Here is a 14,005-nt window from a genome sequence, read left to right on the forward strand (position 1 = left end):
CCGGCAGACCCGCCACCGTGGCCGGGATCTTGACCATCAGGTTCGGCCGGTCCACGGCCTTCCACAGATCGATCGCCTCGGCGACCGTCTTGTCGGTGTCGTGCGCCAGCCGCGGATCGACCTCCAGCGACACCCGACCGTCCACACCACCGGTGGACTCGTAGACGTTGCGGAAGATGTCCGCAGCATCCCGCACGTCCGCCGTTGTCAGCTCGCGGATGGTGTCGTCGACGCCGGCACCGCGCGCGGCCAGGTCCTTGACCTTGTCCGCGTAGTCGGCGGCGTTGGACAGCGCGTTGGCGAAGATCGTCGGGTTGCTCGTGACCCCGACGACCGCCTGGTCGGTGATCAGCTGGGCCAGGTTGCCCGAGCTGATGCGCTGGCGGGACAGGTCGTCCAGCCAGATCGAAACTCCGGCCTCGGTCAGGGCCTTGAGGTTCGCGTTGGTCGTCACAGGAATTCCTCCGCTCACGCCTGCTTGGCGTTGCTCAGGCTGCGTCGAGCAGCTGCGACAACGGCTTCGGTGGTGATGCCGAACTGCTCGTAAAGGGTCTTGTAGTCGGCCGAAGCGCCGAAGTGCTCCAGCGAAACCGACTCGCCGGCGTCCTTGACGAACCGGTACCACGGCATGGCGATGCCGGCCTCGACCGAGACGCGGGCCTTCACCGAGCTCGGCAGCACCGACTCGCGGTACGCCTCGTCCTGGGCGTCGAACCACTCGACGCACGGGAACGACACGACGCGGGTGGCCACGCCCTCGGCTTCCAGGGCCTGGCGGGCCTCCACGGCCAGCTGGACCTCGGAACCGGTGGCCATCAGGATCAGCTCCGGGTTGCCGTTGGCCGCGTCGGCCAGGACGTAAGCGCCCTTGGCGACGCCGTCGGCCGTCACGCCCTCCAACGTCGGAACGCCCTGGCGGGTCAGCGCCAGGCCGGCCGGGCCGGTGGGGTTCTCCAGGATCGTCTTCCACGCGGCGGCGGTCTCGTTGGCGTCCGCCGGGCGGACCAGCGAGAAGCCCGGGATCGCGCGCAGCGAGGCGACGTGCTCGATCGGCTGGTGCGTCGGGCCGTCCTCGCCCAGACCGATGGAGTCGTGCGTCCAGACGAAGATCGACGGGACCTTCATCAGGGCCGCCAGGCGCACCGCCGGACGCATGTAGTCGCTGAACACCAGGAAGGTGCCGCCGTACGGGCGGGTGCCGCCGTGCAGCGCGATGCCGTTGAGGATCGCGCCCATGGCGTGCTCGCGGATGCCGAAGTGCAGCGTCCGGCCGTAGGGGTTGGCCGACCACGCGTCGGTGGAGATCGACTCCGGACCGAACGAGGGCTGGCCCTTCATGCTGGTGTTGTTGCTCTCGGCGAGGTCCGCCGAACCGCCCCACAGCTCGGGCAGCACGTCGGCCAGCGCGTTGAGGACCTCACCGGAGGCCTTGCGGGTGGCGACGCCCTTGCCGTCGGCCTCCCAGCTCGGGAGCTTCTCCTGCCAGCCGGCCGGCAGCTCGCGGGTGGCCAGCCGGTCCAGCAGCGCCTTGCGCTCCGGGTTGGCCGCGGCCCACTTGTCGAAGGCGATCTGCCACTCGGCGTGCGCCTGCTTGCCGCGCTCGACGACCTCGCGGGCGTGGGACAGGACCTCACCGGCGACCTCGAAGGACTGCTCCGGGTCGAAGCTCAGCGCCTTCTTGATCTCGGCGACCTCGTCGCCGCCCAGCGCGGCACCGTGGGCCTTGCCGGTGTTCATCTTGGTCGGCGCCGGGTAGCCGATGACCGTGCGCAGCACGATCAGCGTGGGGCGGGCGGTCTCGGCCTTGGCGGACTCGATGGCCTCCAGCAGACCCTGCACGTCCTCACCGCCGTGAACGGTGAGCACCTGCCAGCCGTAGGACTCGTAGCGCTTGGCGGTGTCCTCGGTCAGCGCGATGCCGGTGTTGTCCTCGATGGAGATCTCGTTCGCGTCGTAGATCACCGTGAGGTTGCCCAGCTGCTGCACGCCGGCCAGCGAGGACGCCTCGGAGGTCACGCCCTCCTCGATGTCGCCGTCGGAGGCGATCACGTAGATGTGGTGGTCGAACGGGCTCTCGCCCGCGCCGGCCTCCGGGTCGAACAGACCGCGCTCGCGGCGCGCGGCCATCGCCATGCCGACCGCGGTCGACAGGCCCTGGCCCAGCGGCCCGGTGGTGGTCTCCACACCCTTGGTGTGCCCGTACTCGGGGTGACCCGGGGTCAGCGAACCCCACTTGCGCAGCTGCTTGAGGTCCTCGAGCTCCAGGCCGTAGCCGGAGAGGAACAGCTGCACGTACAGCGTCAGGCTCGAGTGCCCGGCCGACAGCACGAAGCGGTCGCGGCCGATCCACTCGGGGTCGGTGGGGTCGTGCCGCATGACGCGCTGGAACAGGGCGTAGGCGGCGGGCGCGAGGCTCATCGCCGTGCCCGGGTGGCCACTTCCGCAGTTCTCCACCGCGTCGGCGGCGAGCACGCGCGCGGTGTCGACGGCGCGCTGATCCAGCTCGGTCCAGTCGTTGGGCAGTCGCTTGGTCGTCAAGCGGGCAAGGTCGTCGGTGACGGACACGGACGCAGCTCCAGTTTTCCTTCGGCGGTATTTCCCTCAACGCGGCGAACGGTCCACTGGACCGATTCGAACCGCAGTTATCCCTCGTCCGTCGGGCAGCCTAGCCTCTCCGGATCAGGCGCCCGGCGGCCCGTTGAGAAACGGTGCAGTCCCCCGGCTGACCAGCCTCGACCTGCGAGGACCGTGGCCCAGACGACGGGGTGCCGGCGATTCGTCGACCAGCGTGCACGAGTACCGGTTTTCGCGCTGATGAACCGCCGGAACGCGGCTGATCGCCGAACGGCCCCAGTTTAGCCCGTGACCCCTGTGAACAGGCGCACTCGCACCCGCGCGGGACCGGCTTCAGTAGCGCGACTACTATTGCTTAACGGTTCGGTTCCGTTCTTCGGGAACCGGTGAGAGCGTGCTCGGCAAGTGCGGGGAGTGTCATGTCGTCGGTGAGCGCAGCGTCGTGACCACCGCCGCGCAACTCTCCGGTCAGCCTGTCCGCAAGGTCGCTGACCTGCTCAAAGCCTATCTGGGGCTGACCAAGCCGCGGGTCATCGAGCTGCTGCTGGTCACCACCATCCCCGCCATGCTGCTGGCCGTGCGCGGCATTCCCTCGCCCTTCCTGGTGCTGGCCACGCTCGTCGGCGGAACCATGGCCGCGGGCAGCGCGAACGCCCTCAACTGCGTGGTCGACGCCGATATCGATCAGGTGATGAAGCGCACGCGGGCCCGGCCGCTGGTGCGGCACACGGTGTCCAACCGGCACGCGCTGATCTTCGGCGTCGCGCTGGGCGCGGGCTCGTTCCTGGTGCTGTGGGCGGCCACGAACCTGCTGGCAGGCGTGCTCGCCGTGGCCACGATCCTGTTCTACGTCTTCATCTACACGATGGTCCTCAAGCGGCGGACCGCGCAGAACATCGTGTGGGGCGGCGCCGCCGGCTGCATGCCGGTGGTGATCGGCTGGGCCGGGGTGACCGGCCGCATCGACTGGCCCGCGCTGGTGATGTTCGGCGTCGTGTTCTTCTGGACGCCGCCGCACACGTGGTCGCTGGCGATGAAGTACAAGGACGACTACGAGCGCGCCGGTGTGCCGATGCTGCCGGTGGTGGCGCGTCCGGCCGCGGTGTCCCGGCAGATCGTGCTGTTCACCTGGCTCATGGTGATCTGGACGCTGCTGCTGGTCCCGGCGACCGGCTGGCTCTACACCGCCTTCGCGGTGGCCTCCGGCGCGTGGTTCATCGTGCTGGCCCACCGCCTGCACTCGGCCACCAAGCGCGGCGTGCCCACCAAGCCCATGCGCCTGTTCCACATGTCCAACACGTACTTGATGATCGTGTTCGTGGCCCTCGCGGTGGACTCGGCGCTCAGCCTCCCGGTCCTCGGCTGGCCCTGGTAGGCCGCCTCAGCCGGGCAGCGGGATTCGAATTTCGCGCGAAATTTGAGCCCGAACTTTCGGATTCAAATTTCGCGCGAAATTCGAAAAAGGCTGGTCAGGGGAGGATGAGGAGCTTGCCGGTGGTCCGGCGGCCTTCGAGGTCCTCGTGGGCCTTGCGGGCGTCGGCCAGCGGGTAGGTGCCACCGATGCGGATGTTGATCGTGCCGCTGGTGATCCAGTTGAAGACGTCGCCCGCGCGCCAGTCGAGCTCCTCCCGGTTGAGGAGGTGGTGCCCCAGCGACGGCCGGGTCAGGAACAGCGAGCCACCGGAGTTCAGGCGCTGCGGGTCGATCGGCGGCACCGGGCCGCTGGAGGCGCCGAAGAGCGCCAGCGTCCCGCGCGGGCGGAGGCTCGCCAGGCTCGCCTCGAACGTGGACTTGCCGACCCCGTCGTAGACCACGTCGACGCCGCGCCCGTCGGTGAGGTCGCTGACCTCGGCGGCCACGTCGGCTTCGGTGTAGCGGATGATCTCGTCCGCACCGGCTTCGCGCGCCAGCCGCTCCTTCTCCTCGGTGGACACGGTGCCGATGACGTTCCCGCCCCTGGACTTGATCAGCTGGGTCAGCAGCAGCCCCATGCCGCCGGCAGCGGCGTGGACCAGCACGGTCTCCCCGGTCGTGACCTCGTGGGTCGAGTTGATCAGGTAGTGCGCGGTCATGCCCTGCAGCATCGCCGCAGCGGCGAGGTCGTCGGCCACGCCGTCGGGGACCTTGACCGCCGAGCTCGCCGGGACCAGCGCCTTCTCGGCGTAGCTGCCGGGTGTCATCGCCCACGCGACCCGCTCGCCGACCGCGAACCCGTCGACGTCCGGGCCGACCGCGACGATCTCGCCAGCGCCTTCGGAACCCGGGGTGAACGGCAGCTGCATCGAGTACAGGCCGCTGCGCTGGTAGGTGTCGATGAAGTTGACCCCGGCGGCGGCGACGTCGACCAGCAGCTGACCGGGGCCGGGCTCGGGCGCCTCGACCTCACCGAGTTCGAGGACCTCCGGACCGCCGTTGGTCGCCACCCGAATCGCGCGCATCTGTCTTCTCCTTCGCAGGGGCTAGCTTCATGGCCGTCAGGAGCAACGCGACGGCCGCCGTCGATCATCCCGCCCACGACCACCGCTTCCCATCTTCGGGTGCGAGCCGCTGAAGCGCCCGAGAACGAGTGTCGTGCGCAACGACCGGTTCTGCCCCGAGGCGGAACCTGTTTAGGATCCCGGCATGACAGCCGAGAAGGACACCGAGCAGAGCACCGCGCCGACCCCGAAGGCCCTGGCCGTGGCCAAGGCGTTCGTCGCCGACCACGGTGGGTCGGCCCGCGCGGTGGTGGAGAACATCGGCCGTGCCGGCGCCCGGGTGGTGCTGATCGGCGAGGACGGCCGCCTCGGCGACGTCATGGTCACCAGTCCCGCCGTGGGCGAGGCCCTGGTGGAGGCCGTCGACGGCCTGACCGCCCACGAGTGGGACTCCGAGACCACCGCGGCCCTGAAGATCGGCGCCGCCCACCGCCGCAAGATGGCCGGTCCGCGCGCCAGCTGACCTGGCACTTCCGGACACGCCGTCGCCACCGGCTGGTCGAGTCGTTCGCTGTGGTTTATGTTTTCAGCGGGTACTGAACTCGATCTAGAGGGAGGCGGCGTGTCCGAGGCCGAGGAATACCTGCAGCGCACCGACCGGCCCGCCATGTCGGAGTGGATCGAGCAGATGGCGGCCCACTTCGAAGCGACCGAGGGCATGCCGCTCATCGCCGGCCGCATCCTGGCGTTCCTGCTGATCTGCGACCCGCCGGAGCGCACCGCCAACGAGCTCTCCCACGCCCTGGCCGCCAGCACCGGATCGATCAGCACCAACGTCCGCCTGCTGATGCGCCTCGGCGTGATCTCCAAGACCACCCGCCAAGGCCGGGAAGCCGCCCTCTACCAGGTGGAGGAGGACCGATGGCCGGCGCTGGTGCGGCAGCGCATGGAGCGGGTCACCGACCTCGAAGAGCTCACCGCCACCGGCCTGCGCATGTTCAGCGGCCAGGGCGAACGAGCCCGCCGCCTGCGCACCGTCAACGAGTTCTACAAGTGGCTCTCCGGGGAGATGCCCGAGCTCTGGAGGCGCTGGGAAAGAGAAGGCAAGCCCAAGCTGAAGTTCTAGGAGATCGTGGGTGGTCTTCCTGCTTGGCGGTGCGGGTGGCGGAACCTCAGCGGCCCTCTGGCTCCGGGATCCGGAGACTGATGTATGCCAAACACGGCGCTACGGCTGTCCTCCCCAGAGAACCGCTGAGAACCTGCCGCGGTGCGAGTTGCGAGGGTGGTCTCGCATCTCGCGGCTACCCCGCTTGCGGCAGGTCGAAAGACGGTTCCTCGCCGTCACACCGCCACGGAGTGCTGGGTTTCGGTGACTTCGGGGTGGGGGAGGGGGCCGCGGTTGCGGGACTCGGTCCAGAGGATGGCCGTTGTGATGATCACGCAGGTGGCGGCGGCGACGTGGAGCACGACCAGGAGCTCCGGGACTCCCAGGAAGTACTGGACCGAGCCGATCGCGCCCTGGACGAGGACCATCGCGCACGCCGCGACGTAGGCCTTGATCAGCGCCTTGGTGGGCCGGGCCGAGCGCAGCCACACGCCGAAGACCGCCAGCAGCAGCACGTAGGCCATCACCAGCAGGCCGTGCAGCTGGACCAGGGTGGCCACGGCGAAGCCCAGGCGAGGCGTGTCCGGATCACCGGCGTGCGGGCCTGCGGCGGTCACCAGCGTTCCCGCCACCAGCACCGCGGCGGTGACCACGACCAGCGCCACCAGCAGTCGGCGCATCGGCCTGGTGACCACGGCCAGCGGGGCCCGGTCGCCCTCGGTGGTGGCCTTGACCAGCATCGCGGCCAGCCAGATCAGGACCGCCGAGGCCATGAAGTGCACCGAGACGCTCCACCATGCCAGGTTCACCAGCACCGTCAGGCCGCCGATGATCGCCTGCGCGACCACGCCCAGCGGCATGATCAGCGCCAGCAGCACCAGGCGCTTGCGGTGGGGGCGGCAGCGCCAGGCGGCCACCAGGCAGGCCAGCGCGATGAAGCCGACGACACCGGTGAGCAGCCGGTTGCCGAACTCGATCACCTGGTGCAGGACGGCGACCTCCGCGTGCGGCATCGGGACCATGCTGCCCGGGAAGCACTGCGGCCAGGTCGGACATCCCAGTCCGGAGCCCGTCACGCGGACGGTCGCACCGGTCACCGAGATCAATGCCTGCGTCACCAGCACGGCGATCGCGAGGATCCGCACGGTGCGCGGTGACGGGCGGGAGATCCAAGTAGGTAGCGCCACAACCGAATGGTATTCGGCGCCTCGGATCAACCCGCCCGCAGGTCACGCCTGGGAAAGCTCGATCACTTGAACAGCCCGGCAGGCAGGGCTCCGGCTTCGGCGAGGGCCTTGCTGAGCTTGCCGCCCTTCTCGACCAGGGTCGCGGTGCGCTCCTCGCCGAGGTGCTGCCACGGGGCCAGGGCCATCTCGTCGGTGCGGAGCTCGACGGACTCGCGGAACTGCTTGCCCTCCTCGGTGAGCTCGCCGTCGGCGTCGATCAGGCCGCGCTCCCGCAGCTGCTCGGCCGCCTCGGCCCACTCCTGCTCCGACCACTCGCGCAGCGTGCGGGCGGCCTCCGGGGTGAACCCGCCGCGCATGGTGCTGTGCAGCACCAGCGACTGGATGCCGGAGATGCCGGCCTGCTGCAGGGCCGCGATGTGGCCGTCGCCGCGGAACTCGCGCAGCAGCGTGATCGCGTGCCACAGCTTCAGGTGCGGGGTCTCGGGCCAGTCGAGGTCGGCGTGCGCGGCGTAGAGCGGCTTGCCGTCCGGGAGGCACGCCTCGGAGGCGACCCGCGCCAGTTCCGCGCACTCCACGACGTCCTCGGAGGCCAGCACCTCGTCGCCGAGCAGCCGGTGGTACGCCGCGTCCACGGCGTCCAGGCGGGCGTCGAGCACCTCGGCGGGAGAGACGATGTCCCAGGCGGCCGGGATCGACTTGGCGACCGAGACCGGGTTGAAGTTGTAGAAGGTCGCGGCCACCACACCGGCGCCGACCGGACCCATCGCGGCGGAACGTCCCGCGTAGTAGCTCATCCGGCCGGGCTTGAGACCGAGCTTGGTGAACCGGTCTTCGGCCTCCGGGGCGAAGTAGATCATCGCGTGGATCAGTTCGAGGGATGCCTTGGCATGCCGAGCGATCTTCGTCATGCCCGCCACTTTAGAAGGAACATCGGGTATTTCCGCTCGGCGGTGCCGGTAGGGGAACCTCGGACGCCTTCCGGCTCCGGGATCGCCAGTGCCGCCGTCCTCGCCGGAGGGGAGAGCGCCTCCGGCGCTCGCGCGGGTTCGGTCAGGTCAGCCGGGTCGTGCGGAGCGCCGTCCCTCCGCAGGCGAGGCCCCAGGCGAGCAGGACCAGGATCGGCTGCGCGCCCGGCAGGGCGCTGTGGACAAGGACGGCGTCGAGCGCTTCGGCGAGCGCGCCCGAGGGCAGGAACCCGGCGATGACGGCGAGCGGACCGGGCAGGTCGTCGGCGGGCAGCGCCAGGCCTCCGGCCAGCAGCAGCACGAACCAGATCGCGTTGGCCAGCGCCAGCACGATCTCCGGGCGCAGCGCGCCGCCGACCAGCACACCGGCCGCGCCGAAGGCGAGCGTGCCCAGCACCAGCAGCCCGATGCCGGGCAGCAGCCCGGTCAGGGCTGGAGACCAGCCCAGCAGCAGCGCGGTCACGCTCAGCACCACGGCCTGCAGCGCCACGACCAGCAAGGTGGCCAGCACCCGGCCGGAGATGAGCGTCCAGCGCGGCAGCGCCGTCGCGGAGAGGCGCTTGAGCACGCCGTAGCGGCGGTCGAAGCCCAGCGCGATGGCCTGGCCGGTGAACGCCGTGGACATCACCGCCAGCGCCAGGATCCTCGGCATCACCGAGTTGACCCGGGGTTCGGGCAGGTCGCCGATGTGGATCGTGCTCATGCCGATGAGCAGGGCGATCGGGATGATCAGCGTCAGCAGGGCCTGCTCGCCGTGCCGGACGATCAGCAGGGTCTCGATGCGGGTCTGGGCGGCCAGCATCCGCAGCGGCCTGCCGCGGCCGGGGGAGGGGGCGAAGGTTCCGGCGGGGAACCGGTCACCGAGCTCGGCGGCGGTCACGATCGAAGCTCCCGTCCGGTCAGGTCCAGGAAGACGTCCTCCAGGCTGCGGCGGGTCACCCGCAGTTCCTGGGCCAGCACGCTGTGCCGGGCGCACCAGGCGGTCACCGTGGAGACCACCTGCGGGTTGATCTCGCCGCGCACCACGTAGTCGCCGGGGCGCAGCTCCTCGGCGTTGTAGCCCTCGGGCAGCGCGGCCAGCAGCAGTTCCAGGTCGAGCGCGGACTGCGAGCGGAACCGCAGCTCCTGCTTGCCGTCAGCGGGCGCGGTGAGCTCTTCGGCGGTGCCGTCGGCGACCGCGCGACCGTGATCGACGATCACCACCCGGTCGGCCAGCGCCTCGGCTTCGTCCATCAGGTGCGTGGTCAGCAGCACGCTCACGCCGTCCCGGCGCAGCGCCGCGACCAGGTCCCACACCATGCGACGGGCCTGCGGGTCCAGTCCGGCGGTGGGCTCGTCGAGGAACACCAGCTCCGGCCTGCCGATGAGCGCGCAGGCCAGCGACAGGCGCTGCTGCTGGCCACCGGAGAGCCGCTTGTAGGAGGTGCGGCGCACCGATTCCAGCCCGAGCACCTCCAGCAGCCAGGCCGGGTCGAGCGGGTCGGCGGTGCACGCGGCGACGAGGTGCAGCATCTCCTCGGTGCGCACGCCGGGGTAGGCGCCGCCGCCCTGCGGCATCACGCCGATGCGGGGTCGCAGCTGCTCGCCCTGGGTGCGCGGGTCGAGGCCCAGGACGCGGACCTCGCCGCGATCGGGACGCTGGAAGCCCTCGCAGATCTCCACCGTGGTGGTCTTGCCCGCGCCGTTGGGACCCAGCAGCGCGAGCACGCTGCCGCGCGGCAGGCACAGGTCGAGCCCGGCGACCGCGGTGGTGTCCCCGAAGCGCTTCTCCAGCCCGCGCAGCAGGACGGCCGGACTCTCGTTGCTCACGGATTCACAGCCTATTGCGTGACGGGCCGAACACGGCCGAGGGTGGGCCAGAGAACGGGCATGCGCTTCCTCACCAGCACGACCGTGATCGCGAAGGCGATGAGCGCGGCGATCACGGCGAGCGGGATCTGGTAGGCGCGCAGCACGAATCCGGCGCCGGTGGGCGGGATCAGCAGCGACACCGCGGCGCAGATCACCGTCGCGGTGACCCGGAACCGGGAGCTGTTGGTCGACAGCGCCAGCGGCACCACCGACCACAGCAGGTACCAGGGCCACAGCACCGGGACCGCCAGCGCCAGCGTGAGGAACGTCGCGCCCATGGCCACCAGCGGCTGGATGCGACCGCGGAAGGACAGCCACAGCATCCACAGGCACGCGGCGGCCACGATCAGGTAGCCGATGATCTTGGTGATGGCCAGCATCGCGTCGGTCTGGTTGCCCAGTCCCAGCAGCGTGGACGCCCCGCCGCCGGTCATGCCGAACGCGGTCAGCGGGGCCATGAAGGTCTTGACCCGGTTGGGCACGTCGAAGGTGTCGATCCAGCCCAGGCCCCAGCCGCTGCCCACGGTGATCACGGTCATGGTCGTGAGGAACACCGCGCCGAGCAGCCCGCCGATCCGGAACAGGTCGCGCCATCGGCCGCCTTGCAGCAGCACCAGGCAGATGCCGAAGAAGCCGAGCGCGATCCAGCCCGGCGGTTTGATCGCCCCGGCGATGGTCAGCAGCACGCCGGCGGCGACGGTTCCCGGGAGCGACTGGAACCGCAGGCCCAGCTCGATGGCGGTCAGCATGATGCCGACCATGAGCGCCTCGTTGTGCATGCCGCTGATCACGTGGAACAGCACGATCGGGTTGGCCACGCTGAGCCACAGCGCGGCGGCCGGGTGCACGCCGCAGCGGCGGGCCAGCCGGGGGATCGCCCAGATCGCCAGCGCCAGGCCGCACAGCATCACCACGCGCCAGATCAGCACGCCGAAGATCACGTTGTCGCCGATGATCCGCGAGATGACCTGCCCGAACATCAGGAACAGCGGCCCGTAGGGCGACGGGGTGTCGCGCCAGATGTTGGGCACGTTGCTGGTGAACGGGTGGTCCACGCCCAGCCCGATGGCCGGGCTGACCAGGTACGGGTTCAGGCCGCGCGCGGCCACCTCGCTCTGCGCGAGGTAGCTGTACATGTCGGTGCTGAACAGCGGTGGGCACAGCGCCAGCGGCAGGGCCCACATCGCGGCGGTGCGCGCCAGCTGGCCGACGGTGAGGATGCGTTCGCGTCCGGGCAGGCACAGCCGTCCCAGCCACAGCCAGGCGGCGACGATCATCAGCATCCCGAGCCAGCAGATGGCCATCGCCACCGTGGGCATCCGGGTGAGCAGGCCGAGCAGGCGGGCGCCGTAGAGCGGGTTGATGACCGGGTTGGCGCCTGCGCCGAACGCTCCGGCGGCCAGGATCAGAGATCCGGTGGTGCCGAAGCGGCGGATGTGGTCGAGCTGCCTCCGTTCGGCATGGTCGATCGGCAGCGTGCTGGTCCGTTCGGAGGAGTCCGATCCGGGGAGCAACGCCACCTGGTTCGTCGTTTCGCCTGCAGCCACGAGGACGAAGCCTAATAGCGTGAGTCAGGTCACGTGCTCGCCCCGCGCCCTGGTGCCTGCCATCGAAATAGGTAACATTCGTGTTGTGAAAAAGGTCGGGACGTCGAAGCCGACCGCAGCCGCCACCGAGACGGGGCCTGCGGGCCAGCTCGGCACGGCTGCGCAAGGCGACGGCCGGACCCGTCACACGGTTGCGCGGTTGCTGCTGGAACGGGGGCCGATCACCGCTGCGGCGGTGGCCGAAGAACTCGGGGTCAGCCCCACCGCGGTGCGCCGGCACTTGGACGTGCTGGTCGCCGAGGGTGAGGCCTACACCCGGGAGTCCTCTCCGCGCGGCCGTCGGGGTCGTGGCCGGCCCGCCAAGCTCTACCTGCTCACCGAGTCGGGCAGGGCGAGGTTCGGGCACGCCTACGACGACCTGGCGGTGGCGGCACTGCGGTTCATCGCCGAACACGAAGGGGAACAAGCGGTGCGCGAGTTCGCCGAGCGGAGGATGGCAGCTCTCGTTGCCCATCACCGCGACGCTCTCGTGGCCGCTCGGACCCCGGCCGAGCGCGCGGAGGTACTGGCCGACGCGCTCACCCGGGAGGGCTACGCTGCCTCGGCGCGCAGCGTCGGAAGCGGCGAGCAGCTCTGCCAACACCACTGCCCGGTGGCGCACGTGGCTGCGGACTTCCCGCAGCTGTGCGAAGCCGAGACGGCGGCGTTCGCCGAAGTACTCGGCACCCACGTGCAGCGGCTGGCCACGATCGCGAACGGTGATGCGGCCTGCACCACGCACGTACCAACCGCGCGGTTGACGGATCCGGGCCAGAGCCCGGACGCCGAACAGACCTCTGCCGGTTCGGTCCCGAAGGACCGGCAGAACACCGCCCCGATTCCTGCTGGAGGGGAGTCCGTATGACTGCCGCTGCGGAGCAGCGCAATCCCACCACCGACGGTTCTGGTCAGCTCACCCAGGAAGAAACCCTGGCGACGCTGGGCAGCTACGAATACGGCTGGGCCGACAACGACGTCGCGGGCGCAACCGCCAAGCGAGGTCTGTCCGAGGACGTCGTCCGCGACATCTCGGACAAGAAGAGCGAGCCCGAGTGGATGCTCGAGACTCGCATGAAGGCCCTGAAGCTGTTCGACCGCAAGCCCATGCCGAACTGGGGCGCGGACCTGTCGGGCATCGACTTCGACAACATCAAGTACTTCGTGAGGTCCACCGAGCAGCAGGCCCAGACCTGGGAAGACCTGCCCGAGGACATCAAGAACACCTACGACAAGCTCGGCATCCCGGAAGCGGAGAAGCAGCGGCTGGTCGCCGGTGTCGCCGCGCAGTACGAGTCCGAGGTCGTCTACCACCAGATCCGCGAGGACCTGGAGGCCCAGGGCGTGCTGTTCCTGGACACCGACACGGCCCTGCGCGAGCACCCGGAGATCTTCAAGGAGTACTTCGGCTCGGTCATCCCGGCCGGTGACAACAAGTTCTCCGCGCTGAACACCGCCGTGTGGTCGGGTGGTTCCTTCATCTACGTGCCGCCGGGCGTGCACGTCGACATCCCGCTGCAGGCCTACTTCCGGATCAACACCGAGAACATGGGCCAGTTCGAGCGGACGCTGATCATCGTCGACGAGGGCGCCTACGTGCACTACGTCGAGGGCTGCACCGCCCCGATCTACTCCAGCGACTCGCTGCACTCGGCGGTCGTGGAGATCATCGTCAAGAAGGGCGGCCGCTGCCGCTACACGACGATCCAGAACTGGTCGAACAACGTCTACAACCTGGTGACCAAGCGCGCCAAGGCCGAAGAGGGCGCGACCATGGAGTGGGTCGACGGCAACCTCGGCTCCAAGGTCACCATGAAGTACCCCTCGGTGTTCCTGATGGGCGAGCACGCCAAGGGCGAGGTCCTGTCCGTCGCCTTCGCGGGCGAGGGCCAGCACCAGGACGCCGGCGCGAAGATGGAGCACCTGGCGCCGCACACCTCCTCGACGATCGTCTCCAAGTCGATCGCCCGCGGTGGTGGCCGCACGTCCTACCGGGGTCTGGTCAAGGTCGCCAAGCGCGCCCACCACTCCTCGTCGAACGTCAAGTGCGACGCGCTGCTGGTCGACACCATCAGCCGCTCCGACACGTACCCGTACGTCGACGTCCGCGTCGACGACGTGACCATGGGTCACGAGGCGACGGTGTCCAAGGTCAGCGATGACCAGCTGTTCTACCTGATGCAGCGCGGTCTGACCGAGGACGAGGCCATGGCGATGATCGTCCGCGGCTTCGTCGAGCCCATCGCGCGCGAGCTGCCGATGGAGTACGCGCTGGAACTGAACCGACTGATCGAGCTGCAGATGGAAGGGGCCGTCGGCTGAG

General features: G+C 69.8%; 13 protein-coding genes. 5 read left to right on the forward strand and 8 right to left on the reverse strand.

Annotated features, from left to right (window positions below):
* Positions 1–454: transaldolase family protein (locus AB0J91_RS28045; protein WP_363874658.1), on the reverse strand; the 454-nt coding region annotated here is incomplete at its 3' end.
* 14 nt (positions 455–468) lie between these two features.
* Positions 469–2,565, reverse strand: a complete 2,097-nt coding sequence (tkt, locus tag AB0J91_RS28050; RefSeq protein ID WP_363874660.1) for a transketolase — start codon at positions 2,563–2,565, stop codon at positions 469–471.
* 451 nt (positions 2,566–3,016) lie between these two features.
* Between tkt and AB0J91_RS28055 the strand changes: the two genes are divergently transcribed.
* On the forward strand, positions 3,017–3,949 hold the full coding sequence (locus AB0J91_RS28055; protein WP_363874725.1) for a heme o synthase: 933 nt from the start codon (positions 3,017–3,019) through the stop codon (positions 3,947–3,949).
* A gap of 94 nt (positions 3,950–4,043) precedes the next feature.
* Here the strand turns inward: AB0J91_RS28055 and AB0J91_RS28060 are convergent, their stop codons facing one another.
* Positions 4,044–5,012 carry a quinone oxidoreductase gene (locus AB0J91_RS28060; RefSeq protein WP_363874662.1) on the reverse strand — a complete coding sequence of 323 codons (969 nt, stop codon included), beginning with the start codon at positions 5,010–5,012 and terminating at the stop codon, positions 4,044–4,046.
* Between the two features lie 184 nt (positions 5,013–5,196).
* On the opposite strand from AB0J91_RS28060, the gene AB0J91_RS28065 reads away from it, so the two are divergent.
* Both AB0J91_RS28065 and AB0J91_RS28070 read left to right on the forward strand, forming a co-directional pair.
* Positions 5,197–5,514: a hypothetical protein gene (locus AB0J91_RS28065; protein WP_363874664.1), complete on the forward strand. Its 318-nt coding sequence runs from the start codon at positions 5,197–5,199 to the stop codon at positions 5,512–5,514.
* Between the two features lie 99 nt (positions 5,515–5,613).
* Positions 5,614–6,117, forward strand: a complete 504-nt coding sequence (locus tag AB0J91_RS28070) for a transcriptional regulator (RefSeq protein ID WP_235876999.1) — start codon at positions 5,614–5,616, stop codon at positions 6,115–6,117.
* A 215-nt stretch (positions 6,118–6,332) separates the two neighbouring features.
* Here the strand turns inward: AB0J91_RS28070 and AB0J91_RS28075 are convergent, their stop codons facing one another.
* The 5 genes from AB0J91_RS28075 to mptB form a co-directional block, all read right to left on the reverse strand.
* Positions 6,333–7,283 (reverse strand): COX15/CtaA family protein, encoded by a 951-nt coding sequence (locus AB0J91_RS28075; protein ID WP_363874666.1) that lies wholly within the window; start codon positions 7,281–7,283, stop codon positions 6,333–6,335.
* Between the two features lie 62 nt (positions 7,284–7,345).
* The gene (locus tag AB0J91_RS28080; RefSeq protein WP_363786580.1) at positions 7,346–8,191 is read right to left on the reverse strand and encodes a hypothetical protein; all 846 of its coding nucleotides are present in this window, start codon (positions 8,189–8,191) and stop codon (positions 7,346–7,348) included.
* A 142-nt stretch (positions 8,192–8,333) separates the two neighbouring features.
* Positions 8,334–9,050 (reverse strand): ABC transporter permease, encoded by a 717-nt coding sequence (locus AB0J91_RS28085; RefSeq protein ID WP_363874727.1) that lies wholly within the window; start codon positions 9,048–9,050, stop codon positions 8,334–8,336.
* A 74-nt stretch (positions 9,051–9,124) separates the two neighbouring features.
* Positions 9,125–10,057, reverse strand: coding sequence for an ABC transporter ATP-binding protein (locus AB0J91_RS28090; protein ID WP_363786582.1), 933 nt, complete (start codon positions 10,055–10,057; stop codon positions 9,125–9,127).
* A gap of 11 nt (positions 10,058–10,068) precedes the next feature.
* On the reverse strand, positions 10,069–11,646 hold the full coding sequence (gene mptB, locus AB0J91_RS28095) for a polyprenol phosphomannose-dependent alpha 1,6 mannosyltransferase MptB (RefSeq protein ID WP_363874668.1): 1,578 nt from the start codon (positions 11,644–11,646) through the stop codon (positions 10,069–10,071).
* Positions 11,647–11,731: 85 nt separating this feature from the next.
* On the opposite strand from mptB, the gene AB0J91_RS28100 reads away from it, so the two are divergent.
* On the forward strand, positions 11,732–12,550 hold the full coding sequence (locus tag AB0J91_RS28100; protein ID WP_363786586.1) for a metalloregulator ArsR/SmtB family transcription factor: 819 nt from the start codon (positions 11,732–11,734) through the stop codon (positions 12,548–12,550).
* Complete coding sequence (gene sufB, locus AB0J91_RS28105) at positions 12,547–14,004, forward strand: Fe-S cluster assembly protein SufB (RefSeq protein WP_132678068.1); 1,458 nt, start codon at positions 12,547–12,549, stop codon at positions 14,002–14,004. The genes AB0J91_RS28100 and sufB overlap by 4 nt, the downstream gene beginning before the upstream one ends.
* The last annotated feature ends 1 nt before the right edge of the window (position 14,005 follow it).

This window comes from Saccharopolyspora sp. NPDC049357 (assembly GCF_040677225.1).
GTDB lineage: Bacteria > Actinomycetota > Actinomycetes > Mycobacteriales > Pseudonocardiaceae > Saccharopolyspora.